Raw genomic sequence first — 23,324 nt, 5'->3', positions numbered from 1 at the left:
GGAAAATATCAGTGTGCGACCGCATCAACCCGCAGGCGCAGCGGCTGCGGATCCTGGCCGTTGAGCTGCACGGCGTGACGTTCGGTAGTGATAAACAGTAGCTTGCCATCCTGTTCGATGCGAGCACTCACCGAATAACTGTGGCCCGGTTTAATCTGTGCCGGGTCGTAATTCAGGTGAAACGGCAGCGGTACCTGGCCTTTGATCGGGCCTTTCTGTTCCGCAAGGATCACGGCCGGGGCGTCCATAAGGGACACGTCCTGCAGGCTGACACTCAAGGTTGCTGTTGGCGGCAGGGCGATGCGTTGCAGGTAAAACACTTCGCCATCGAGGCTGGCCTTGGGGGCAGGGGTCATGGATTGGCAAGCTCCCAGCAGGGCGGTCAGGCTCAGGAGGATGATCTTTTTCATGGTGCGGCTCCTTGTCAGCGACGCCAGCATCCCGCTGGCGCCTTATTCAATCTAGCGGGTTTCTTCAGGCTCATCCGGTTGTTCGGCTGCGCCATCAACACGATGCAGGGCCACCTGGCGAATCGACAGGCGAATCTCAGCCGGCAACACCCGTTTGGCCGCGCCTTCTGCCAGTTCGCCGAGCAGATCGTGATAACTCAGTTTGCCGGCCTCATCGCGACGCAGCACATCTTGTTCCAGCAGCGTCTGGATGAAGTGTCGGAAAAGGCTCTTGTCGAAGAACTCCGGGGCATTGAGGCCATGCAGGATCGACAGACGCTGGGCCATGATCGTGCACAGGTCCTCCAGCTCTTCGGCGCTGATGGTGTTCTGGCCGCTGTTGAGCAGCAGCGAGATTGCCATGTAGAAGCGTTGCAGGGTCTGGGCGATGCTCTTGGACAGCAGCGTCAGCAGTACGAATTGCCGCGAGCTTGGCGCCGGGCGCAAGTACACGTTGTTTTCGAAGCGCAGCAGACCTTGTTCGACAAAGGCTTCCAGCCACTGGTCGACGACAGTGTCCAACTCCTCCAGCGACCAGCGGATAAACAGCTCCGATTGCAGGTATGGGTACAGCGCGTGGGTGTAGCGCAGAATTTGTTCGCGGCTCATCCGCGAACTGCTCTGGAAAAAACTCGCCAGCAGCGCCGGCAGGGCAAAGATGTGCAGCACGTTGTTTCGGTAGTAGGTCATCAGGACGGCGTGCTGCTCGTCCAGGTAGACAATCTTGCCGAGGGCGTCGCTCTGTTCTGACAGCAGGTCCATGTCCTTGACGTGCTTGATCAGCGCCAGGCCATCCCCCTCGGGCAGAGTGGTGTGGGGTGAGTAAGGCACGCGGCGCAGCAGCGCGAGGTACAGGTCCAATTGGCGGGCCATGGCCTGTTCGTCCAACGCCAGGCGTGTGGTGGACAGCAGCGCCAGGGCCACTAGGTTCACCGGGTTCACCGCCGCCGCTTCGTTCAAGTGGCGGGCCACCCGCTCGCTGAGGCGGTTGGTGGTTTCGTTGAGCCACGCCGGCTTGTAGTTCGGGGACAGTTCCTGTGTGCGCCAGTCGGGTTGTTCGCTGTCGAGGAATTCCGCCAGCTTGATCGGCTCGCCGAAGTTGACCGCGACCTGGCCAAAGCGCTGCTTGAGCGCGCCGACTACTTTGAAAATGTCGAAAATCGACTCCTTCTTCTTGCTCGCGCCGCGTAGTTCTCCGAGGTAGGTCCGGCCTTCCAGCACGCGTTCATAGCCGATATACACCGGCACAAACACAATTGGCATACGCGAGGAGCGCAGGAAACTGCGCAGCGTAATGGCCAGCATCCCGGTCTTCGGTTGCAGCATGCGTCCGGTACGCGAGCGTCCGCCTTCGACGAAGTACTCAACCGGGAAACCCTTGGTGAACAGGGTGTGCAGGTATTCGTTGAACACCGAGGTGTACAGCGGGTTGCCCTTGAAGGTGCGGCGCATGAAAAACGCCCCGCCCCGGCGCAGCAAACTGCCGATCACCGGCATGTTCAGGTTGATACCCGCGGCGATGTGCGGCGGGGTCAGGCCATTCTTGAACAGCAGGTAGGACAGCAGCAGGTAGTCGATATGGCTGCGGTGGCAAGGCACGTAAATCACCTCGTAGCCTTGGGCAACCTTTTGCACGCCCTCGATGTTATTGACCTTGATGCCGTCGTAGATTTTGTTCCAGAACCAACTCAGCACCACTTCGAGGAAGCGGATCGCGGTGTAGGTGTAGTCCGAGGCGATTTCGTTGCCATAGCGCAGGGCCTGGGCCTTGGCTTTTTCGGGGCTGATTTTTTCCCGTTCGGCTTCATCCAGGATCGCCTGACGCACCAGCGGCATATTCACCAGGCCTTTGACCAGGTTGCGGCGGTGAGACAGGTCGGGGCCGATTACGGCTGTCTTCAGGTTACGAAAGTGCACACGCAGGATGCGCTGGGCCATGCGCACAGTGCGTTCGTGCCCTTTATTGTGCTCGATCAATTCACGCAGGTTGATGGGCGCGGAGAATTGCACACGGGTCTTGCGACCAAGAATCAGGATGCTCAACAGACGGCGTAGACGGCCGGTGACGGCCCAACTGTCGGCAAACAGCAGTTTCCACGGGCTGGACTCGCTCGCCGGGGTTTGGCCCCAGAACACACTGACCGGAATGATTTGTGCATTCTCTTCGGCGTGTTCGCTCAGGGTGTTGACCAGGCGAGTCAGGGTGGGCGGCGCGCCGCGCTTGTCCTGACGGCCGAGCCAGTCCGGTTCAGGCGTGAGGTAGAAGAACGCCGCCGGCTCCATCAACGGGCCAACCGATACTGGCAGCACCGGGCGCGGCAGGCCGGCCTTGGTGCACTCGGCATCGACCACCGCCAATTCGGTGAGGGAGGGCGATTGCAGGACGTAGAACACCGGCCGGCTGCGGTCCAGGTTGAGGGTAAGGGACGACTGGTTGATCGTTTCCGAGCGAACCCAGAGGTACAACAGTCGGCGCAAGGTGCCAAACACCAGACGGCGGAACGGGGAGCGGGTCATAGGCGAGCTGCTTCAAGTGGAAAAAACCGAGCAGGCGCTCGGGCGCGTAGTGTGCCGTATTCGCCGAAAATCGGCAAAAAAGCAGCGATGTAAACTTGAGTTGATCGTTTTTGAGCCTGTCTTATACTCGGCAGTTCAACGCGACTGACTCAACAATAAAAAAACGTACGTGGGAGTAAGACAGATGGCAACGCGCGAAACCGGCAATGTGAAGTGGTTCAACGATGCAAAGGGCTATGGCTTTATTCAGCGTGAAGATGGCAAGGATGTGTTCGTGCACTACCGCGCTATTCGCGGTGATGGCCACCGTTCCCTGGCCGAGGGCCAGCAGGTGGAATACGCCGTGGTGACCGGCGAGAAGGGCTTGCAGGCGGAGGATGTGGTCGGTTTGTAATACGGGTTTTTGTTACACCGCAGAACCCATGTGGGAGGGGGCTTGCCCCCGATTGCAGAGTGTCAGTCACTGAACACATTGGCTGATACACCGCTATCGGGGGCAAGCCCCCTCCCACATGTTGATTGTGGTTTACCGCTCAGGCTCAGGCAGTTTTCCAGGTGATCTGCTCTTCACCGTCTGCGCTGATGCGAATCCAGGTGTCGGCACTTTCCTCACCTTCTTCCTCGACCCACGTCCCCGGCGCGCAGCGCACTTCAACGTTCAGTGCAGCAAACGCGGCGCGGGCGCAGGCGATGTCGTCGTCCCACGGGGTTTGGTCACTTTCCAGGTACAGGCTGTTCCATTTGCCTACAGCCTTGGGCAGCCAGGTGACCGGCACGTCACCGGCCTTGCACTTGTAGGTCTGGCCACGCTGGACCCAGTCGGTGCACGGGCCCAGGGCGGCGCCCAGCCAGGCGGCGATGGCCTTGTAGTCGACGTCGGCGTCCTTCAGGTAAATCTCGATATCGGGTTGGCGCATGGATATTCCTCGTTGCGGGATTCGAAAATCCATTCGCGGATACTTAAAGTCGGTTATTGAAGCACGAAATAGTCGTAACGCATCGACACGGTGACCAGCAACGGCTCGGCAGCCTCGATCACTTCGGCACGGCGCTCGGCGCTGGCGCGCCAGCCGTGGGGTGTCATGGCCAGCAGGTTAGCGCGGTCTTTGGGGGCGGCCAGGCTCAGGGTGAACTCCAGGGTTTCACTGTGCGCCAGGCTCATGCCGTCTGGCACCAGAGCCAGGTGTTTGTCGTCGGTGTACTCGCGCACTTCATCGTACAGACGCTCGCGCAGCTCCATCAGGTGGCCACTCGTAGGACCGACTTTCATCAGGCCGCCGCCGGGGCTGAGCAGGCGTTTGGCTTCCTGCCAGTCCAATGGGCTGAACACGCTGGCGAGGAAATGGCAGCTGGCATCGGCCAACGGCACGCGTGCCATGCTGGCGATCAACCAGGTCAGCTTCGGGTTGCGCTTGCACGCACGCTTGACCGCTTCCTTGGAAATATCCAGGGCATAGCCGTCGGCGTGGGGCAAGGCATCGGCGATCTGCGCGGTGTAGTAACCCTCACCACAGCCGATGTCGACCCAGCGCTGCGGTGCGCGTTCAGCCGCCAGTTCGGCGAGGCGCTTGGCCACCGGGGCGTAATGCCCGGCGTTGAGGAAGTCACGGCGTGCTTCGACCATGGCCAGGTTGTCGCCCGGATCGCGGCTGTTCTTGTGCTGCACCGGCAACAGGTTCAGGTAACCCTGGCGAGCCCGGTCGAACCGGTGCCCGGCCGGGCAGGCTACGCCGTTTTCGACCGCGTTGAGCGGGGCGCTGCAAATGGGACAAGCGAGCATCAGGCGAGCAACTTGATCAGGGTCTGGTAATAAATTTCGGTCAGTACATCGAGGTCGCTGGCGAGGATGCGCTCGTTGACCTGATGGATCGTCGCGTTGACCGGGCCCAGCTCGACCACTTGGGTGCCGAGGGTGGCGATGAAGCGGCCATCCGACGTACCGCCGCTGGTGGACGCCTGGGTCTCGCGACCGGTGATCGCCTTGATGCTGGCAGACACGGCGTCGAGCAAAGCGCCCGGTTCGGTGAGGAACGGCAGGCCCGACAGCGCCCATTCCACATGCCAGTCCAGGCCATGTTTGTCGAGGATGGCTGCAACGCGTTGCTGCAGGCCTTCGACGGTGGATTCGGTGGAGAAACGGAAGTTGAACACCGCCGTCAGGTCACCGGGGATCACGTTGGTGGCGCCAGTGCCGGAATTGAGGTTGGAGATCTGGAAGCTGGTCGGCGGGAAAAAGGTGTTGCCGTTGTCCCAATGCTCGGCGGCCAATTCCGCCAAGGCCGGTGCGGCCAGGTGGATCGGGTTCTTCGCCAGGTGCGGGTAGGCCACATGGCCCTGCACGCCGCGTACGGTCAGCGTAGCGCCGAGGGAGCCGCGACGGCCGTTCTTGACCACATCACCTACCAGGGTGGTGCTCGACGGTTCGCCGACGATGCACCAGTCCAGGCGCTCTTTGCGCGCGGCCAGGCGTTCGATCACGGCTTTTGTGCCGTGGTGCGCCGGGCCTTCTTCATCGCTGGTGATCAGGAAGGCAACCGAGCCCTTATGGTCCGGGTAGTCGGCTACAAAACGTTCCGAAGCCACCAGCATCGCGGCGAGGCTGCCTTTCATGTCGGCTGCGCCACGCCCGCAGAGCATGCCGTTTTCGTCGATCAGCGCGTCAAACGGGTCGTTCTGCCAGGCCTGTACCGGGCCGGTTGGCACTACGTCAGTGTGGCCAGCAAAGCACAGCACCGGACCTTCATGCTTACCGTGGGTAGCCCAAAAGTTGTCCACGTCTTCGATGCGCATCGGCTCCAGCGCAAAACCAGCGTCGCCCAGGCGCTGCATCATCAGCTTCTGGCAATCGGCGTCGATCGGCGTGACCGAGGGGCGACGGATCAGGTCGATGGCAAGTTGAAGGGTCGGCGAAAGGTCGGCATGGGCCGTCATGGGAAAACTCCGGAAAGCATGTTTGGAAGAGCAGGGCGGGCGGACAAAACGGCCGTTATCTTATAGCAAAACGGCGACCAGAGGCCGCCGTTTAGTGCATTGCGCAAGTTTTTACGCGGCCGGCGCTGGCTCAGGTGCGGCTGCCGGTTTGGGCAGCGACGAAAGGAACGCCATAATCAACGCCGCCACATACGGCAGCGATTGCACCAGCAGCATCACCACCCAGAAACGTATGTCATTGCTTGGCAGGCCTTGCACCAGGTAGATCCCCAGCGCAGCGCCCCACAGCAGCAGCATGATGAACATTTCTTCGCGGGCTTCGGAAATCGCGACCCAGAAGCCGTGGTTATCCGCGTTTTTCGGCGTACGAAAGAACGGAATACTGGTGGTGAAGAAGCCATACAGCACCGCCTTGGCGATGGTGTGGGACAGCGCCAGGCCAGCCAGTGCGGCGCAGAACGCATCCTTGAGGTTCACGCCCACGGCACGGCGGTACAGGAAGATGATCTTGCCCACCTTGAACACGAACAACGCCAACGGCGGGATCGCGAAAATCAGCAGCGGCGGATCGACCCGCGTCGGCACGATGATCATCGCCGCCGACCACAACAACGCACCGACGGTGAAGAAGATGTTCATACCGTCCGCCACCCACGGCAACCAGCCCGCGAGGAAGTGGTAGCGCTGGCCACGGGTCAGCTCCGTGTCCTTGCCGCGCAGCAGGCTGGCGGTGTGACGCTTGATGATCTGGATCGCGCCATAGGCCCAGCGGAAACGCTGTTTCTTGAAGTCGATAAAGGTATCGGGCATCAGGCCCTTGCCGTAGCTGTCGTGGTAATACGCCGCCGACAGGCCTTTCTCGAACACCCGCAAGCCCAGTTCAGCGTCTTCGCAGATGCACCAGTCGGCCCAGCCGAGTTCTTCGAGCACCGAGCGACGGGTCATGGTCATGGTGCCGTGCTGGATGATCGCGTCGCGGTCGTTACGGGTAACCATGCCGATGTGGAAGAAGCCTTTGTATTCTGCGTAGCAGAGCTTCTTGAAAGTACTTTCGTTCTGGTCGCGGTAGTCCTGCGGCGACTGCACCACGGCGATTTTCGGGTCGGCGAAGTGCGGCACCATGTGCTTGAGCCAGTTCGGCGACACGCAGTAGTCCGAGTCGATCACCGCGATCACTTCAGCATCCTTGGCGGTGTGCGGGATTAAGTAGTTCAGCGCGCCGCCCTTGAAACCGGCCAGGGGCGCGACGTGGAAGAACTTGAAGCGCGGGCCGAGGGTTTCGCAGTAGTCGCGCACCGGTTCCCAAACAGCCGGGTCTTTGGTGTTGTTGTCGATAATCAGGACTTCGTAGTCCGGGTAATCCAGCGCGGCCAGGGCGTCGAGGGTCTGTTTGACCATCTCCGGCGGCTCGTTGTAGCACGGCACGTGGATCGACACTTTCGGGCGGTAGTCCGAATCCCCTTCAACCGGCAGGAATTCACGGCGACGCTTGTGAGTCCAGACTGCTTCCGCCAGTTCGTGGGCCTCGGTCAGCAACACAATAAATACGCCGAGGGCGCCGAGCGCCAGGAGGATACCCACGGTGACACTGAACCAAGTGCTGTATTGCTGGCTGTAGTCGTAGCCGATCCACACCAGTACCGAGCCGCAAAGGAATGCGATAAAGGTCAGGAACGTCCGGCCACGCTGGCGCAGGGCCGAGCCGTCGATCATCAGCAGGGTCAGGGACAGCAGGGCAAGCACCACCGAGCCGATGGCCAGTACGCGCCATTGCGGGATGGCGACAATAGGACCTTCAAAGTTGAATTTTTGCTGGCGCGCGGCGTTGTAAACGCCCCAGTAGGCGCCGGCCGAGCCTTCATCGCTGACTTTCCACGGCTGGTCGAAGGCCTCAATCACAAAGTAGTTGTAGCCCTGGCGATTGAGCTTGTTCACCAGGGTGCGCAAGTACACCGCCTGGTCTGCCGGGGACGTTTCGTTGCCACCGCGCATGCGGCCGTTGCTCGGCCAGCCAACTTCCGATAGCAGCAGTGGCTTTTTCGGGAACAATTTCTTCAGGTCCCTGGCGCGATCGAGTACGTATTGGCCGGCCTTGTCCATCGGAATGTATTCCCAGAACGGCAAAATGTGCGCGGCGATCAGGTCGACGTGCTTGGCCAGTTGCGGGTTCTTTTCCCAGATGTGCCATTGCTCGGAGGTGGTCACCGGTACCTTCACCGCGGCGCGCACCCGGTCCAGCAGCACGATCAGTGCCTCGGGGGTGATTTCTTCGCGGAACAAGGCTTCGTTGCCGACCACCACGCGCACGACACTGCGCGAGCTGTTGGCGATCTCAATGGCGCGCTGGATCTCGCGTTCGTTGCGCTCCAGGTCTGGGCTGATCCAGATCCCCAGGGTGACGCGCAAGCCGAACTCTTCCGCCAGCTTGGGGATATCCCCCAGTGTGCCGTCGACCGAGTAGGTGCGGATGTTGTCTGTCAGCTTGCTCATGATCGCAAGGTCCTGACGCATCTGTTCGTCAGTGGGGTACTGGTCTTTCTGCGGGAACTGGCCTTGCTGGAACGGCGAGTAGGAAAAACCGGAGATTTGCTCAGGCCAGTTGGGAGCAGTGACCGGGCGGTTGACCAGCGCCCAGAAGCCGGTGAATAGCGCTGCAATTGCCAGCACGATCACCAGGTTGAGTCCAAATTTACGCGATGCCATGGTTATGTCGGGTTCCAAAGGGTGTGGAACGAAAAGAGGTGTCGGCCTGCACCGAACGGCGCGCATCCTACACCGGCCTTTCCCCGAGCGTACAGCAGACAGAGAAAAGCCGGACGTTAGTCAGCGAAAGGCCATCTAAGTTCTTTACTTGTAGCTTGTTGCTTCGTACTTGTCGCTCGGTAGTCCATAATGCGCGCCGGTTTTTGGGGTAATGGTCATGAGTACAGAAGATCCGCGGTTTGCAGGCGTCGCCCGCTTGTATGGCATTGAAGGCCTGGAACGCTTGAAGGCGGCCCATGTGGCGATCGTCGGCGTCGGCGGTGTGGGCTCTTGGGCGGCGGAAGCCATGGCCCGTTGTGGGGTCGGCGAGATTTCGCTGTTTGACCTGGACGATGTCTGCGTCAGCAACAGCAACCGGCAGTTGCACGCCCTGGACAGCACTGTGGGCAAGCCCAAGGTCGAGGTGATGGCCGAGCGCCTGCGCGGTATCAACCCGGATTGCACTGTGCACGCGGTGGCGGATTTCGTGACCCGCGACACCATGGCCGAATACATAACGCCGAACATCGATTGCGTGATCGACTGTATCGACGCCGTCAACGCCAAGGCCGCGCTGATTGCGTGGTGCAAACGCCGCAAGATCCAAATCATCACCACCGGCGGCGCCGGTGGGCAGATTGATCCGACGCTGATCCAGGTGTGCGACCTGAACCGCACCTTCAACGATCCCTTGGCCTCAAAGGTGCGCTCCACCTTGCGTCGTGACTACGGCTTCTCTCGCACCGTGACCCGTCATTACAGCGTGCCGTGCGTGTTTTCCACCGAGCAACTGCGTTATCCCAAGCCGGACGGCAGCATTTGTCTGCAAAAAAGTTTTGTGGGGGATGGAGTGAAGCTGGACTGCGCGGGCGGGTTTGGCGCGGTGATGATGGTGACGGCGACCTTTGGCATGGTGGCGGCGACCAAGGCGGTGGACAAGATTGTGGCTGGGGTGCGTAGGCCTTCCGAGCGTGTCAAACCCGCCTGAATCTCAGAACTTTACACAGTTCAAAGGTGGGAGGGGACTTGCCCCCGGTTGCAGAGTGTCAGCCACTGAATAAGCTGACTGATCCACCGCTATCGGGGGCAAGCCCCCTCCCACATTTAGTCCTGTGTATGACTTAGCGTTCGCATACGCTGCAGGACTGCATTCAAGCCATTGCTGCGCGACGGCGACAGTTGGCGGGAAAGCCCGAGTTGATTGAACCAGTCAGGCAAGTCGACTGCCTGCAACTCGTCCGCCGACAACCCATTGACCCGCGCCAGCAGCAATGCCACCAAACCACGGATCATCCGCGCATCGCTGCTCGCGGCAAATTGCCAATGACCTTGGTCTAAGTGCCCCACCAACCACACCAGGCTTTCGCAGCCCTGTACCAGGTTGGCGTCGACCTTTTCATCATCCGCTAAAGGCGGCAGACGCTCACCCCACTGCATCAGCAAGCGAGCACGTTGCTCCCAACTTCCTACGGCTTGGAAGGCTTCCAGCGCAGCAACCGCATCCACCGGCAAGCTCATCGCAACATATCCAGCGCCTGGTCCAGCGCTTCAAAAAAGCGCTCGAGGTCGTCGGAGTCGTTATACAGCGCCAGGGAAACGCGGATCGCCCCCGACAGCTGCATCGCCTTGAGCAGCGGCATCGCGCAATGATGGCCTGCGCGTACAGCAATGCCCTGCTCGGTCAGCAGGTGCGCAAGGTCGGCGTTATGCACGCCCTCGACCACAAAGCTGACCAGCGCCACCTGCGGCGAACCCAGCACACGCACGCCATTGCGCGCCTTCAGGCCGCGTAACAGGTAGTCATGCAGTGCCGCCTCGTGGGCGGTTACCGCTTGCTGATCCAGCGAGCTCAGATAATCCAGGCTTGCCCCCAAGCCAATCACGCTGGCTATCGGCGGAGTACCTGCCTCGAAACCCAGCGGTGCTGGACGGAAGCTGGCGCTGTGGTAATCCGCCTGTTGCACCATCTCACCGCCAAACTGCCAGTGGCGCAGGTGATGCAGAGCCTCGTTGCGGCCAAAGAGCACGCCGACACCGTCCGGGCCGTAGAGCTTGTGGCTGGAGAAAACGTAGAAGTCGCATCCCAGCGCTTGCACGTCGTGACGACCGTGGACGATGCCCTGGGCGCCGTCGACCACGGTCAGGGCACCGTGTGGCTTGGCCAAATCCAGCAAGGCTTGCAGCGGTTGCCAGGCACCAAGCACGTTGGACAGCTGGCTCACCGCCAGCAGGCGCGTGCGCGGACCGATCAACTCGGCGGCGGCTTGCAGGTCGATCACGCCGTCATCACCGAGTGGCAATACCACCAGTGTGAGCGCGCGACGTTTGGCCAGTTGCTGCCAGGGCAGCAGGTTGGCGTGGTGTTCCAGGGCGCTGATGACAAGCTCATCGCCCGCATTGAATAAGTGTTCGAGGCCGTAGGCCAGGAGGTTCAGCGCAGAGGTCGCGCCGTGGGTAAACACGATGTGCCCGGTGTCACCTGCATTCAACCACTGCGCCACCTTGCTGCGACTGTCCTCGAAGGCCTGTGTCGCATGGGCCCCCGGCAAATGCTGGGCCCGGTGCACATTGGCTGCGCCATTGGCGTAGTAATGGCTGATGGCATCCAACAGAGCTTGGGGTTTTTGTGTAGTGGCGGCGTTGTCCAGATAGGTCTGGCCTTGCCGTTGCAGGGCGGCGATGGCCGGAAAGTCGGCGCGCCAGGGGGAGGGCACTAGCATGGTGTTCAAAACTCGTATAAGCGAGCCCCAGGGTCGGGGCCCGCTAGTGGCATCGAGTGGCTGCTTAGTTGTGAGCGTGCAGCGCTTCGTTCAGTTCGATGGCCGATTTGTGGGTTTTGCACTCCACTGCACCGGTCTCGGAGTTACGGCGGAACAGCAGGTCCGGTTGGCCGGCCAGCTCGCGCGCCTTGACCACTTTGACCAGTTGGTTCTGCTCATCCAGCAGCGCAACCTTGGTCCCGGCGGTGACGTACAGACCCGATTCCACGGTGTTGCGGTCGCCCAGCGGGATACCGATACCGGCATTGGCGCCGATCAGGCAGCCTTCGCCGACCTTGATCACGATGTTGCCGCCTCCCGACAGGGTGCCCATGGTGGAGCAGCCGCCGCCCAGGTCCGAGCCCTTGCCAACGAATACGCCAGCCGATACACGACCTTCGATCATGCCCGGGCCTTCAGTGCCAGCGTTGAAGTTGACGAAACCTTCGTGCATCACCGTCGTGCCTTCGCCTACGTAGGCGCCCAGGCGGATACGTGCCGCGTCAGCAATACGCACGCCGGCCGGGACGACGTAGTCGGTCATTTTCGGGAACTTGTCTACCGAGAACACTTCCAGCAACTCGCCACGCAGGCGTGCTTCCAGCTGGCGCTCGGCCAGTTCGCTGATGTCGATCGCGCCCTGGCTGGTCCAGGCCACGTTCGGCAGTTGCGGGAACACGCCAGCCAGGCTCAGGCCGTGAGGCTTGACCAGGCGGTGGGACAGCAGGTGCAGCTTGAGGTAGGCCTCAGGCGTGGAGGTCAGCGCGGCGTCTTCGGCCAAAAGGGTGGCGACCAGAGGCGTGTGGCTTTCTGCCAGGCGGCTCAGCAGGGCGGCTTGTGTGGCGTCGACGCCTTTGAGCGCGTCGGCCAGTTGCAGGGCCTGGGTCACGGTGAAGGTGATCGCCTGGTTACCCTCGGAGTAACCGAGGATCGGCGCGATGGCCGCGACGATTTCAGCCGATGGGTTGAGCAGCGGTTGTGCGTAAAAAACTTCCAGCCAAGCACCTTGGCGGTTCTGAGTGCCGACGCCGAAGCCCAGGCTGAACAGGGAATGGGACATGCTATTACCTCTACAAAAATGGAAGGGCTGGCCTACTTGAGGGCCGCCGAATAACTTTCTGGCTTGAAGCCAATCAGGGTTCTGTCACCGAGATCAAGCACCGGGCGCTTGATCATCGAAGGTTGCGCGAGCATCAATTCAATGGCTTTCGACTGATCGAGATCGGCTTTGCGTTCGTCTTCGAGTTTGCGAAAGGTGGTGCCCGCACGGTTCAAAACCACCTGCCAACCGTGCTCGTTGCACCATTGGGTCAAGTGTTCGCGGTCTATACCGACCGTTTTGTAGTCGTGGAACTCATAGCTCACAGCATGCTCATCGAGCCAGGTGCGCGCTTTTTTCATGGTGTCGCAGGCTTTGATGCCGAAAAGGTGCAACGTTTTGCTTGAAGCGGTCAAGGAATTGCCCCCTTTTAGGATGCTCAAAACGAAAGGTCCGGGATTATGCCACGACCAGCGGGTTTGGGTGCCGCTCGTCAGCAGGACCCACGGCTTTGTGCGACTTATGTGCAAAAGCCAGTGCGTGGCATAGCCGCGTAACATAGCTGGGTAATATGGCACTTCAACTGCCAGTTGTTGCCTGATGTGTGTCGTTGCAAGTCGATCGTCCGGGAAACCCGCGTTATGCAAACCGCCTACACCGTTCTTATCCTGCTGATGCTGGTCAGCGTTTCGCGTCTGGTCGGACGTGTCATTCCTCTGCCGTTGCCGCTGGTGCAGATTGCCGCCGGAGCCTTGTTGGCCTGGCCAACGCTGGGCCTGCATGTGGCGCTGGACCCTGAACTGTTCCTGTTCCTGTTCTTGCCACCTTTGTTGTTTTCCGACGGTTGGCGCATGCCCAAACGCGAATTGTGGCGTCTGCGGGGCCCGATTCTGACGCTGGCCGTGGGCCTTGTGCTGTTCACGGTAGTCGGCGCCGGATACTTCATTCACTGGATTTTGCCTACGATCCCGTTACCGGTGGCCTTCGCCCTGGCGGCCGTATTGTCGCCGACGGATGCGGTGGCAGTGTCGGCTATTTCCCAGAATCGTTTGCCCACGCCATTGATGCATATGCTCCAGGGCGAAGCCTTGATGAATGATGCGTCGGGCCTCGTGACCTTCAAGTTTGCCTTGGCAGCGGCATTGACCGGCGTGTTCTCCCTGGCCGATGCGAGCTTGACCTTCGTGTTGGTGGCCGTCGGTGGCCTGGCGATCGGTGTGGCGTTGAGTTGGCTGGTCGGCCGCCTGCGCGCATGGATGATTGCGCGGGGCTGGGACGATCCGGCGACTCATGTGGTGTTTATGTTGCTGTTGCCGTTTGCCGCTTATGTATTGGCTGAACGGTTGGGCGCCTCAGGGATTTTGTCGGCAGTGGCGGCGGGCATGATGCAAAGTTGGCTGGACCTGCTGCCACGCCAGACCAGCACAAGGCTGCTTAACCGCAGCGTCTGGTCGTTGCTGGAGTTTGCCTTCAATGGCTTGATCTTCCTGCTGCTGGGATTGCAACTGCCGCACATCATCAAAGCTGTGGTGAGCCATGAAGCCACGCTATGGCCGACCCTGTTTTACCGCTGCCTGGATGTGATTGCGATTTTCCTGGTGCTGGTGGTGCTGCGTTTTATCTGGGTGCAGAGCATCTGGAGGCTGTCGGGGTTATTGCGGCGCCTGCGAGGTAAAAGTGATCTGACGTTGGTGCCAACCGCCCGATCCTGTTGGCTCTTGACGGTCGGCGGTGTGCGCGGTGCGGTGACCCTGGCGGGTGTGATGTCGGTGCCTTTGCTGTTGGCGCCAGGCAAAGATTTTCCTGAGCGTGATTTGCTGATCTTTATCGCGGCCGGGGTGATCCTGCTTTCACTGGTCGCCGCCTGCATTGCCTTGCCACTGTTGCTGCGCGGTATCGAAAAGAGCCCCGATGAGAAGCGTCATAAGGAAGTGCGGGAGGCGTGGAAAAAGACCGCCGTGGCAGCGATTCACGCACTGGAGGCGGAGGAGCCCGTAGAGTCGGAAACCTCCGACGCCGCACAGGCGGCGCTGGCTACGGAGCTCAAGGCGCGGCTGATGTCGGAATATCGTCATCAGTTGGAGGTGTTCAACGACTCCGCCGAGGCCCAGGCGCTGGCGAGGCACATGGACCTGCTTGAGCGAAAACTGCGGCTCAAGGCCCTGCGCGCGCAACGTTTGGAGTTGTACAGCTTGAGCCGTCATCACCAGATTGGTGATGACGTCTTGAGGGAGGTGTTGGGGGAGCTGGATATGAGTGAGGCGAATCTGGGCCAGGTGAAATGACCCGATTGCTTACCGACGACGCTGAATGAAATCCCGAATCCGTTCAGCCGCTTCCACGCACTCGGCCAGCGGTGCGACCAGCGCCAGGCGTACGCGGCCAGCCCCAGGGTTGACGCCATCCACTTCCCGCGACAGGTACGAACCTGGGACCACGGTGACGTGTTCTTCAACGAACAGGTCGCGGCAGAACGCGGCATCGTCGCCATTCACATTTGGCCACAGGTAGAAGCCACCGTCGGGACTTTGTACATCCAGCACCGGCTTGAGGATGGTCAGCACGGCTTCGAATTTCTCGCGATACAGGTCACGGTTGGCCAGTACGTGCGCTTCGTCCTGCCAGGCGGCAATGCTCGCCAGTTGGGTTTGCACCGGCATCGCGCAGCCGTGGTAGGTGCGGTACAGCAGGAAGGCCTTGAGGATCTCGGCATCACCGGCCACAAAACCAGAGCGCAGGCCCGGCAAGTTGGAGCGTTTGGACAAGCTGTGGAATACCACGCAGCGCTTGAAATCCTGGCGACCCAGTTCAACACAGGCGCTCAACAAGCCCGGCGGCGGGGTTTGTTCGTCAAAGTACAGCTCGCTGTAGCACTCGTCGGCGGCGATGACGAAGTCATGTTCGTCGGCCAGGGCGATCAGTTTTTTCAGGGTCTCAACCGGGATCAGTGCGCCGGTCGGGTTGCCGGGGGAGCACAGGAACAGGATCTGGCAGCGTTTCCAGATGTCTGGTGTCACGGCGTCGAAGTCCGGGTTGAAGCCGTTCTCATCCAGGCATGGCAGGTAGTGCGGCTTGGCACCGGCAAGGAACGCGGCGCCTTCGTAGATCTGGTAGAAGGGGTTCGGGCTGACCACCAGTGCATCGTCGCCACGGTTGACTACGGTCTGAGTGAAGGCGAACAGTGCTTCGCGGGTGCCGTTGACCGGCAGGATATTGCGCGCTGGGTCAAGCCATCCTTTGGGCACGTTGAAGCGACGTTCACACCAGGCGCCAATGGCCTCGCGCAGTGCCGGGATGCCCAGAGTGGTGGGGTACACCGCCATCTGATCAAGGTTGCTGCTCAGTGCCTCGGCCACGAACGTGGGCGATTTGTGCTTGGGTTCACCAATGGACAGGGCAACCGGGCGCTTGTCCGGGTTGGGCGTGACGCTGCCCAGCAGGGCGCGCAATTTCTCGAACGGGTAGGGCTGCAACTGGTTCAGGGCGTTGTTCATGAGACTCTCGTTCAATTCATTGGTAATGCGGTCTGTCGGGCGCTGCAGGTCCAACTGTGGGAGGGGCTTGCTCCCGATTAAGGTGTGTCAGTCAGCTAATAGGTTTCTGATCCGCTGCTTTCGGGGGTAAGCCCTCTCCCATATAAGCCCCTTCAAAACGTCAGGCGCGTCAGCTCGACACCGGGCTCTTGGGTCACGCTCAACTGCTGGACGATAGCCTCCTGCAAACGGCGGCACAGTTCCGGGTCGGACAGCGGCTGGTTGTCGGCGTCGGTAATAAAGAACACGTCTTCCACGCGCTCGCCCAGGGTCGCAATCTTGGCATTTTGTAATGACAGGTCGAACTCCAGGAAAATCCCGCCGATCCGCGCCAGCAGGCCTGGGCGATCCGGTGCGCTGAGTTCCAGCACCGTCACTGGGCGCTGCGCATCGTTGGAGATGGTCACCTGGGGCGCAAAGGCAAAGTGCTTCAGTTGGCGCGGCACCCGGCGCTGGATGATCGTTGGATAGTCGTCCGGGTTACGCAGGGCTTCGGTGAGGCCTTCGCGGATCTTTTTCACCCGCGTCGGGTTGTCGCCGATGGACTCGCCTTCGGTATCGAGCACGATGTAGGTGTCGAGGGTGAACTGGCTGCTGGAAGTGATCACCCGGGCATCGTGGATGTTCAGATTGAGCTGGTCCATGGCCGCTACCGTCACGGCAAAGAAGTCGTGCTGGTCGGGCGCGTAGATGAAGATCTGCGTGCCGCCTTCGAATTCGCGCTGGGTGGTTTCCTTGATCAGCACCAGCGGGCCGCCATCGGCGGGCTGCTGCAGGATCGCGTCAGTGTGCCAGGCCACATCGCCGGCGGTGTGGCGCAAGAAGTAATCGTCACCCAGTTGCGACCACAGTTGCTCGACGTCATCCGGATCGTTGCCGCCGCGCACCAGGATATCCAGGGCCGCGCTTTGGGTGCGGCGGATCTGCTCTTCGCGGTCCACCGGGTTCTCCAGACCACGGCGCAGGGCGCGCTTGGTCTCTGTGTACAGTTGGCGCAACAGACTGGCGCGCCACGAGTTCCACAGTGTCGGGTTGGTGGCGTTGATGTCGGAAACGGTCAACACGTAGAGGTAGTCGAGGCGGGTTTCATCGCCGATAGCTTGCGCGAAATCGTGGATCACCTGCGGGTCGGACAAGTCCTTGCGCTGTGCGGTGGTCGACATCACGAGGTGGTTCTGCACCAGCCAGACGATCAGGCGGCTATCCCATTGCGGCAACTGGTGGCGCTGACAGAAGGCTGCGGCGTCGACCGCGCCGACTTCCGAGTGGTCGCCATGCCGGCCCTTGCCGATGTCGTGGTACAGGCCGGCCAGGTAGATCAGCTCCGGCTTGGGCAGCTTGGCCATAAGCTTACTGGCCAGCGGGAATTTCTCTGACACCTGGGTGTACTGCAACTTACGCAGGTGCTTGATCAGATTAAGGGTGTGCGCATCCACTGTATAAATGTGGAACAGGTCGTGCTGCATCTGCCCGACGATAAAGCCGAACTCCGGCAGGTAGCGCCCCAGGATGCCGTAGCGGTTCATGCGGCGCAGGTTGCGGTGGATACCGATCTTGCACTTGAACAGCTCGATAAACAGGCTGGTGTTGCGGATGTCGTTGCGAAAATCATCGTCGATCAAGTGACGGTTTTCCCGCAGCAGGCGGATAGTATCTGCGCGCACGCCTTTGATTTCCGGCTGCTGGGCCATCAATACGAAGATTTCCAGCATGGCGAATGGGGTGCGGCGGAACACGTTGTCGTTGCGCGCCTCAATATAGCCGTCGTGCAGTTGGAAACGCGCATTGATCGGCTGCGGCGGCGCCTCATCCTCGGGGGCCAGGATCACTTCTTCGAAGTGCTGGATGATCAGGTCGCTGAGCTGGGCGATGCTCATCACCACCCGATAGTACTGCTGCATGAAGCTTTCGATGCTGGTCTTCGCGTCCTCGCCCTCAAAGCCCAGCAGCGTGGCGATGGAGCGCTGATGATCGAACAGCAGGCGATCTTCGGAGCGCCCGGCGAGCATGTGCAGGGCGTAGCGCACTTTCCAAATGAATTCCTGGGACGAGGCCAGCAGGGCGTTTTCGCTCTCTACCAAAAAACCTTCGCCGGCCAGGGCGCGCAGGTTAAGCGTGCCGTACTGGCGACGGGCGACCCACAAAATCGTCTGGATGTCGCGCAACCCGCCGGGCGAGCCTTTGACGTTGGGCTCCAGGTTGTATTCGGTGTCGTTGTACTTGTGGTGCCGGGCTTTCTGCTCGGCGCGTTTGGCCAGGAAGAAGTCCTTGCTCGGCCACATATGCGCGGTGCTGGTGACTTCCAGCATCCGCTGGCGCAAGCGCTCTGGGCCGGCGATGGTGCGGCTTTCCATCAGGTTGGTAATGACGGTGAGGTCGGCACGGGCCTCTTGGGCGCACTCGTCCACCGAGCGCACGCTCTGGCCGACTTCCAGGCCAATGTCCCACAGCAGTGTCAGAAAACGCTCGATGGAATCGCGAAAGATCTCGTGATCGGCACTGTCCAGCAGGATCAGCAGATCAATATCGGAGTAGGGGTGGAGTTCGCCACGGCCATAGCCGCCAACGGCCACTAGGGCGATGTCGGCGTCTTCGCTCCAGTTGAACTGTTCCCAGGCCTTTTGAAGGATGTTGTCGACGAACCAGGCACGGTCCTCGATCAACCGGCGGATGTCGCGGCCGCTACGAAAGCGCTCGTCGAGCACTTCACGGGCCTGGCGGATCGCCTTCTTGAAGGCGGCGATGGGGCTTGCCTTCAGGGCCAATTCGGCCTGGAACTGGCCACGGTCGAAGAGTTCGGGATCCACCTGGGGCATCGATCGGCTTTCCTTTCTATCTATCAGTCAGTCACAACACGCTGTGGGAAAACCTGGGCAACCTTCAGGCCGAAACGCGTGGGATCGTATCGTCAGCGCGCAGGGTGAAGATCTCGTAGCCGGTTTCGGTGACCAGTAGGGTGTGTTCCCACTGCGCCGAAAGCTTGCGGTCCTTGGTAATGGCGGTCCAGCCGTCGCCCAGCACCTTGGTGTCGGCTTTGCCCTGGTTGATCATCGGCTCGATGGTAAAGGTCATGCCTGCCTTGAGCTCCATGCCGGTGCCGGCGCGGCCGTAGTGCAGGATCTGTGGCTCTTCATGGAACACGGTGCCGATGCCGTGGCCGCAGAAATCACGTACCACCGAGAAGCCGTTCTTTTCAGCGTGCTTCTGGATCACTTCACCGATATCGCCCAGGCGGCAGCCGGGTTTGACGATTTCGATCGCCTTGTACATGCATTCCTGGGTGACTTGGGACAGGCGTTCGGCCCAGACCGGCACGGTGCCGACGTGGAACATGCGGCTGGTATCGCCGAAGTAGCGATCCTTGATCACGGTGACGTCGATGTTCAGGGTGTCGCCGTCCTTCAGGGGTTTGTCGCACGGAATACCGTGGCAGACCACATGGTTGATCGACGTGCAGATTGACTTGGGGAAGCCTTTGTAATTCAACGGCGCAGGAATGGCACCCTGCACATTGACGATATAGTCATGGCAGATCTGGTTGAGGGTGTCCGTGGTGACGCCCGGCTTGACGTGCTCGGCAATCATTTCCAGCACGTCGGCAGCCAGTTTGCCGGCAATGCGCATGCCGGCAATGTCTTCGGCGGTTTTCAAACTAACGGTCATACAGGCTCTCTCTAGCGCGAAGCGCTGAAATCAATACGGTTTACGGGCGCGCGACAAAAGGTTACAGAATTCGCAAAAGCCCCAAAAAACGCGATTCTAACAGACGCGGGCGGCAAATCATGAGCCCCTGACGATCGCTTCTCTCTATAAGGTGGGGCTATATCCGCTCTATTCAAAGGGTTGCGCATAAGCCGCGCACGCCAAATGTGATTGCGGGTTTCGTTTTCGCCCTTCGTGTGGTATAAAATGCGCCGCTTTCCGGGGATGCCCCGAAGAGCTTAAATCCACACACGTGTCGACACGATGACCTGGGTGCCGGAGGCCTTGATGCCGCTGGTTGGTCATTGGGATACGTGGAGGCCAAACCCGACTTATTAAGGAACTATCATGTCCCAAGTCAATATGCGCGATATGCTGAAGGCCGGTGTGCACTTCGGTCACCAGACCCGTTACTGGAACCCGAAAATGGGTAAATACATTTTCGGCGCGCGTAACAAGATCCACATCATCAACCTTGAAAAAACCCTGCCAATGTTCAACGAAGCTCTGACTTTCGTAGAGCGTCTGGCCCAGGGCAAAAACAAGATTCTGTTCGTCGGCACCAAGCGTTCCGCTGGCAAGATCGTTGCTGAAGAAGCAGCACGTTGCGGTTCGCCGTACGTCGATCACCGCTGGTTGGGCGGCATGCTGACCAACTTCAAAACCATCCGTGCTTCCATCAAGCGTCTGCGTGACCTTGAAGTGCAAGCCGAAGACGGTACTTTCGCCAAGCTGACCAAGAAAGAAGCGCTGATGCGCTCCCGTGACCTGGAAAAGCTCGATCGTTCCCTGGGTGGTATCAAGGACATGGGCGGTCTGCCTGACGCACTGTTCGTTATCGACGTTGATCACGAGCGCATCGCGATCACCGAAGCCAACAAGCTGGGCATCCCTGTTATCGGCGTAGTCGATACCAACAGCAGCCCGGAAGGCGTTGACTACATCATCCCAGGCAACGATGACGCAATCCGCGCTATCCAGCTGTACATGGGTTCGATGGCTGACGCTGTAATCCGTGGTCGCAACCACGTTGCTGGTGGTACCGAGCAGTTCGTTGAAGAAGCTCCGGTAGCCGCAGCTGAGTAATTGACGCCCTGGCGTTGACTCAGTAAGCAAAAAGGGGGCTTGGCCCCCTTTTTGCCCCCTCGAAAACCATTTGTGCGCAGCGCAGCTACATCATCTGTAACGTGCAGCGGCCTACAAGGGTGGTTCGGGAAGAATTGATCCCCCGTTCGATCGGGTGGAATGGTTGAAAACCTATCCAAGAGGAATTTGAAAATGGCAGCAATTACTGCAGCGTTGGTTAAAGAACTGCGTGAGCGTACCGGCGAAGGCATGATGGATTGCAAGAAAGCCCTGGAAAAGGCTGACGGCGACATCGAAAAAGCAATTGATGACATGCGTGCTTCCGGCGCAATCAAGGCTGCCAAGAAAGCAGGCAACGTGGCTGCTGAAGGCGCTATCGCTCTGAAAGAAGACGGCAAATCTGCTGTTCTGCTGGAAGTGAACTCGCAGACCGACTTCCTGGCTCTGCAAGACGACTTCAAGGCATTTGTTGCTGCCAGCGTTGATAAAGCGTTCGACGACAAACTGACTGACGTCGCTCCGCTGATCGAAGCACAAGAAGCTGCACGCCTGGTACTGGTCGGCAAAGTTGGCGAAAACGTCAACATCCGTCGCCTGGTACGCGTTGAAGGTGACGTTGTTGGTGGTTACCTGCACGGCAACAAGATCGGTGTTGCAGTTGTCCTGAAGGGCGGCAACGTTGAGCTGGCTAAAGACATCGCTATGCACGTAGCGGCCAGCAACCCAGAGTTCCTGCTGCCTTCGGAAGTTTCTGCCGAAGCGATCGAGCGCGAAAAAGCTGTGTTCCTGCAGCTGAACGAAGAAAAAATCAAAGGCAAGCCAGAAAACATTGTTGAAAATATGGTCAAAGGCCGTATCAGCAAGTTCCTGGCCGAAGCAAGCCTGGTTGAGCAGGCGTTCGTTAAGAACCCTGAAATCAAGGTTGGCGAACTGGCTAAGAAAGCCGGTGCTGAAATCGTTTCCTTCACTTACTTCAAAGTAGGCGATGGTATCGAGAAGCCGGTCGACAACTTCGCTGAAGAAGTTGCTGCCCAGCTGGCTGCCGCCAAGCAATAAGACAGTTTTCAACTGTCGCCCGAAAGAGGCTGCCCGCTCACGCGCGCAGCCTCTTTTCAAATGGGCAGGCCGAATTAATTTGGCTTACCCTCGGAACTGGCTTACAAAGCCGTGTTCCGATGGCGCTGTGAGAGCGTCCAGCTAGAGTGAACGCAAGCCGTAAACGGCTCGCCAAGAATTTTTAAAAAATACGCCGCAGGAGAGATTCGCAATGGCTCAGCAGGGCAGTGGTTATCAGGCTCGCTATAAACGCATTCTACTCAAGCTCAGCGGCGAGGCCCTGATGGGCTCGGAAGAGTTCGGGATCGATCCCAAGGTGCTCGACCGCATGGCGCTGGAAGTCGGCCAACTGGTTGGCATCGGCGTGCAAGTCGGCTTGGTGATCGGCGGCGGTAACCTGTTCCGTGGCGCGGCGCTGAGTGCGGCCGGTATGGATCGGGTCACTGGCGACCACATGGGCATGCTGGCCACTGTGATGAACGCCCTGGCGATGCGTGATGCCCTGGAGCGTGCCAATATCTCGGCTATCGTGATGTCGGCTATTTCCATGGTGGGTGTGACCGATCACTATGATCGTCGTAAAGCCATGCGCCATTTGAATTCAAAAGAAGTGGTGATCTTCGCCGCTGGTACCGGTAACCCATTCTTTACCACTGATTCGGCGGCGTGCCTGCGTGCCATCGAAATCGACGCTGACGTGGTTTTGAAGGCAACCAAGGTAGACGGTGTGTACACCGCAGACCCATTCAAAGACCCGCATGCCGAGAAGTTCGATCATCTGACCTACGATGAAGTGCTGGATCGCAAGCTGGGTGTCATGGACCTGACGGCTATTTGCCTGTGCCGCGACCACAAGATGCCGCTGCGCGTATTTAATATGAACAAGCCCGGCGCCCTGCTGAATATCGTACACGGCGGCGCGGAAGGGACTCTGATCGAGGAAGGCCAACAATGATCAATGAAATCAAGAAAGACGCCCAAGCGCGTATGCAGAAATCCCTGGAATCTTTGAGCCATGCATTCGGCCAGATTCGTACTGGCAAGGCGCACCCGAGTATTCTGGGCAGCGTGATGGTGCCTTACTACGGCGCTGACACTCCGCTGAGCGGCGTGGCAAACGTTACCGTTAAAGATTCGCGGACCCTGCAAGTCGTGGCTTTCGAGCGCAACATGCTCGCTGCGGTCGACAAGGCGATTCAGAGTGCCGGCTTGAACCTCAATCCGACCAACCTTGGCGAACTGCTGCTGATCTCCATGCCTGCCTTGACCGAAGAAACCCGCAAGGGCTTCACCAAGCAGGCACGTAGCGCGGCTGAAGATGCACGCGTTGCTGTGCGCAACATCCGTCGTGATGCCCTGGGTGACCTGAAGAAACTGGTTAAGGACAAGGAGATCAGCGAAGACGAAGAGCGTCGTGCCGTCGCTGATATCGACAAGCTGACCAAAGATGCCGAGGCCCAGATCACCAAGGCCACGGAAGAAAAAGAAAAGGACCTGATGGCCGTATAAG

General features: G+C 59.7%; 20 protein-coding genes. 7 read left to right on the top strand and 13 right to left on the bottom strand.

From position 1 onward, the window contains the following. Positions 1 to 8: 8 nt before the first annotated feature. Positions 9 to 410, bottom strand: a complete 402-nt coding sequence (locus AB4N82_RS03675; protein ID WP_032891684.1) for a YbaY family lipoprotein — start codon at positions 408 to 410, stop codon at positions 9 to 11. A 51-nt stretch (positions 411 to 461) separates the two neighbouring features. Further along, the gene (gene plsB, locus AB4N82_RS03670) at positions 462 to 2,966 is read right to left on the bottom strand and encodes a glycerol-3-phosphate 1-O-acyltransferase PlsB (protein ID WP_032891682.1); all 2,505 of its coding nucleotides are present in this window, start codon (positions 2,964 to 2,966) and stop codon (positions 462 to 464) included. A 184-nt stretch (positions 2,967 to 3,150) separates the two neighbouring features. On the opposite strand from plsB, the gene AB4N82_RS03665 reads away from it, so the two are divergent. Next, a complete protein-coding gene (locus AB4N82_RS03665) occupies positions 3,151 to 3,360 on the top strand; it encodes a cold-shock protein (RefSeq protein ID WP_032891681.1) in 210 nt (69 codons plus the stop codon). Positions 3,361 to 3,505: 145 nt separating this feature from the next. Here the strand turns inward: AB4N82_RS03665 and AB4N82_RS03660 are convergent, their stop codons facing one another. The 4 genes from AB4N82_RS03660 to AB4N82_RS03645 all read right to left on the bottom strand — a co-directional run bounded on the left by AB4N82_RS03660 (position 3,506) and on the right by AB4N82_RS03645 (position 8,600). Continuing rightward, the gene (locus AB4N82_RS03660; protein WP_032891679.1) at positions 3,506 to 3,883 is read right to left on the bottom strand and encodes a hypothetical protein; all 378 of its coding nucleotides are present in this window, start codon (positions 3,881 to 3,883) and stop codon (positions 3,506 to 3,508) included. 53 nt (positions 3,884 to 3,936) lie between these two features. Continuing rightward, positions 3,937 to 4,746, bottom strand: a complete 810-nt coding sequence (locus AB4N82_RS03655; RefSeq protein ID WP_122764869.1) for a putative RNA methyltransferase — start codon at positions 4,744 to 4,746, stop codon at positions 3,937 to 3,939. Beyond that, positions 4,746 to 5,897 carry a succinyl-diaminopimelate desuccinylase gene (gene dapE, locus AB4N82_RS03650; RefSeq protein ID WP_099601269.1) on the bottom strand — a complete coding sequence of 384 codons (1,152 nt, stop codon included), beginning with the start codon at positions 5,895 to 5,897 and terminating at the stop codon, positions 4,746 to 4,748. The genes AB4N82_RS03655 and dapE overlap by 1 nt, the downstream gene beginning before the upstream one ends. Positions 5,898 to 6,008: 111 nt before the next feature. Further along, positions 6,009 to 8,600 (bottom strand): glycosyltransferase, encoded by a 2,592-nt coding sequence (locus AB4N82_RS03645; RefSeq protein WP_122680267.1) that lies wholly within the window; start codon positions 8,598 to 8,600, stop codon positions 6,009 to 6,011. Positions 8,601 to 8,817: 217 nt separating this feature from the next. On the opposite strand from AB4N82_RS03645, the gene tcdA reads away from it, so the two are divergent. Continuing rightward, entirely contained in the window at positions 8,818 to 9,627 is an 810-nt protein-coding gene (gene tcdA, locus AB4N82_RS03640; RefSeq protein ID WP_065877359.1) for a tRNA cyclic N6-threonylcarbamoyladenosine(37) synthase TcdA, read from the top strand. Positions 9,628 to 9,743: 116 nt separating this feature from the next. On the opposite strand, the gene AB4N82_RS03635 is transcribed toward tcdA, so the two are convergent. The 4 genes from AB4N82_RS03635 to AB4N82_RS03620 form a co-directional block, all read right to left on the bottom strand. Further along, on the bottom strand, positions 9,744 to 10,157 hold the full coding sequence (locus AB4N82_RS03635; RefSeq protein ID WP_095184002.1) for a SufE family protein: 414 nt from the start codon (positions 10,155 to 10,157) through the stop codon (positions 9,744 to 9,746). Beyond that, positions 10,154 to 11,359: an aminotransferase class V-fold PLP-dependent enzyme gene (locus AB4N82_RS03630; protein ID WP_122680266.1), complete on the bottom strand. Its 1,206-nt coding sequence runs from the start codon at positions 11,357 to 11,359 to the stop codon at positions 10,154 to 10,156. The genes AB4N82_RS03635 and AB4N82_RS03630 overlap by 4 nt, the downstream gene beginning before the upstream one ends. Positions 11,360 to 11,423: 64 nt before the next feature. Then, positions 11,424 to 12,458: a 2,3,4,5-tetrahydropyridine-2,6-dicarboxylate N-succinyltransferase gene (gene dapD, locus AB4N82_RS03625; protein ID WP_032891666.1), complete on the bottom strand. Its 1,035-nt coding sequence runs from the start codon at positions 12,456 to 12,458 to the stop codon at positions 11,424 to 11,426. Between the two features lie 32 nt (positions 12,459 to 12,490). After that, complete coding sequence (locus AB4N82_RS03620) at positions 12,491 to 12,853, bottom strand: ArsC family reductase (protein ID WP_032891665.1); 363 nt, start codon at positions 12,851 to 12,853, stop codon at positions 12,491 to 12,493. Positions 12,854 to 13,078: 225 nt separating this feature from the next. Here AB4N82_RS03620 and AB4N82_RS03615 point away from each other — a divergent pair, with 225 nt between their 5' ends. Next, positions 13,079 to 14,722: a Na+/H+ antiporter gene (locus AB4N82_RS03615; protein ID WP_122764870.1), complete on the top strand. Its 1,644-nt coding sequence runs from the start codon at positions 13,079 to 13,081 to the stop codon at positions 14,720 to 14,722. Between the two features lie 9 nt (positions 14,723 to 14,731). On the opposite strand, the gene dapC is transcribed toward AB4N82_RS03615, so the two are convergent. The 3 genes from dapC to map all read right to left on the bottom strand — a co-directional run bounded on the left by dapC (position 14,732) and on the right by map (position 19,633). After that, positions 14,732 to 15,931 carry a succinyldiaminopimelate transaminase gene (gene dapC, locus AB4N82_RS03610; protein ID WP_122680265.1) on the bottom strand — a complete coding sequence of 400 codons (1,200 nt, stop codon included), beginning with the start codon at positions 15,929 to 15,931 and terminating at the stop codon, positions 14,732 to 14,734. 152 nt (positions 15,932 to 16,083) lie between these two features. After that, a complete protein-coding gene (locus AB4N82_RS03605; protein ID WP_032891658.1) occupies positions 16,084 to 18,786 on the bottom strand; it encodes a [protein-PII] uridylyltransferase in 2,703 nt (900 codons plus the stop codon). Between the two features lie 64 nt (positions 18,787 to 18,850). After that, on the bottom strand, positions 18,851 to 19,633 hold the full coding sequence (gene map / locus AB4N82_RS03600; protein WP_032891656.1) for a type I methionyl aminopeptidase: 783 nt from the start codon (positions 19,631 to 19,633) through the stop codon (positions 18,851 to 18,853). Positions 19,634 to 20,020: 387 nt separating this feature from the next. Here map and rpsB point away from each other — a divergent pair, with 387 nt between their 5' ends. The 4 genes from rpsB to frr all read left to right on the top strand — a co-directional run bounded on the left by rpsB (position 20,021) and on the right by frr (position 23,323). Further along, complete coding sequence (rpsB, locus tag AB4N82_RS03595) at positions 20,021 to 20,758, top strand: 30S ribosomal protein S2 (RefSeq protein WP_003189158.1); 738 nt, start codon at positions 20,021 to 20,023, stop codon at positions 20,756 to 20,758. 192 nt (positions 20,759 to 20,950) lie between these two features. Continuing rightward, entirely contained in the window at positions 20,951 to 21,814 is an 864-nt protein-coding gene (gene tsf, locus AB4N82_RS03590) for a translation elongation factor Ts (RefSeq protein WP_032891654.1), read from the top strand. A gap of 211 nt (positions 21,815 to 22,025) precedes the next feature. Next, entirely contained in the window at positions 22,026 to 22,769 is a 744-nt protein-coding gene (pyrH, locus tag AB4N82_RS03585) for a UMP kinase (RefSeq protein ID WP_003189161.1), read from the top strand. After that, positions 22,766 to 23,323: a ribosome recycling factor gene (gene frr / locus AB4N82_RS03580; protein WP_016974404.1), complete on the top strand. Its 558-nt coding sequence runs from the start codon at positions 22,766 to 22,768 to the stop codon at positions 23,321 to 23,323. Before pyrH ends, frr begins: the two co-directional genes overlap by 4 nt. Position 23,324 lies beyond the last annotated feature (1 nt).

The sequence above is a fragment of the Pseudomonas sp. H1_D04 genome (assembly GCF_054683855.1).
This window is presented reverse-complemented; position numbering and strand designations above follow the sequence as displayed.

Coding starts and splice junctions, on each gene's coding strand:
- AB4N82_RS03675 (WP_032891684.1), bottom strand. CDS start 410: ATGAAAAAGATCATCCTCCTGAGCCTGACCGCCCTGCTGGGAGCTTGC.
- plsB (WP_032891682.1), bottom strand. CDS start 2,966: ATGACCCGCTCCCCGTTCCGCCGTCTGGTGTTTGGCACCTTGCGCCGA.
- AB4N82_RS03665 (WP_032891681.1), top strand. CDS start 3,151: ATGGCAACGCGCGAAACCGGCAATGTGAAGTGGTTCAACGATGCAAAG.
- AB4N82_RS03660 (WP_032891679.1), bottom strand. CDS start 3,883: ATGCGCCAACCCGATATCGAGATTTACCTGAAGGACGCCGACGTCGAC.
- AB4N82_RS03655 (WP_122764869.1), bottom strand. CDS start 4,746: ATGCTCGCTTGTCCCATTTGCAGCGCCCCGCTCAACGCGGTCGAAAAC.
- dapE (WP_099601269.1), bottom strand. CDS start 5,897: ATGACGGCCCATGCCGACCTTTCGCCGACCCTTCAACTTGCCATCGAC.
- AB4N82_RS03645 (WP_122680267.1), bottom strand. CDS start 8,600: ATGGCATCGCGTAAATTTGGACTCAACCTGGTGATCGTGCTGGCAATT.
- tcdA (WP_065877359.1), top strand. CDS start 8,818: ATGAGTACAGAAGATCCGCGGTTTGCAGGCGTCGCCCGCTTGTATGGC.
- AB4N82_RS03635 (WP_095184002.1), bottom strand. CDS start 10,157: ATGAGCTTGCCGGTGGATGCGGTTGCTGCGCTGGAAGCCTTCCAAGCC.
- AB4N82_RS03630 (WP_122680266.1), bottom strand. CDS start 11,359: ATGCTAGTGCCCTCCCCCTGGCGCGCCGACTTTCCGGCCATCGCCGCC.
- dapD (WP_032891666.1), bottom strand. CDS start 12,458: ATGTCCCATTCCCTGTTCAGCCTGGGCTTCGGCGTCGGCACTCAGAAC.
- AB4N82_RS03615 (WP_122764870.1), top strand. CDS start 13,079: ATGCAAACCGCCTACACCGTTCTTATCCTGCTGATGCTGGTCAGCGTT.
- dapC (WP_122680265.1), bottom strand. CDS start 15,931: ATGAACAACGCCCTGAACCAGTTGCAGCCCTACCCGTTCGAGAAATTG.
- AB4N82_RS03605 (WP_032891658.1), bottom strand. CDS start 18,786: ATGCCCCAGGTGGATCCCGAACTCTTCGACCGTGGCCAGTTCCAGGCC.
- map (WP_032891656.1), bottom strand. CDS start 19,633: ATGACCGTTAGTTTGAAAACCGCCGAAGACATTGCCGGCATGCGCATT.
- rpsB (WP_003189158.1), top strand. CDS start 20,021: ATGTCCCAAGTCAATATGCGCGATATGCTGAAGGCCGGTGTGCACTTC.
- tsf (WP_032891654.1), top strand. CDS start 20,951: ATGGCAGCAATTACTGCAGCGTTGGTTAAAGAACTGCGTGAGCGTACC.
- pyrH (WP_003189161.1), top strand. CDS start 22,026: ATGGCTCAGCAGGGCAGTGGTTATCAGGCTCGCTATAAACGCATTCTA.
- frr (WP_016974404.1), top strand. CDS start 22,766: ATGATCAATGAAATCAAGAAAGACGCCCAAGCGCGTATGCAGAAATCC.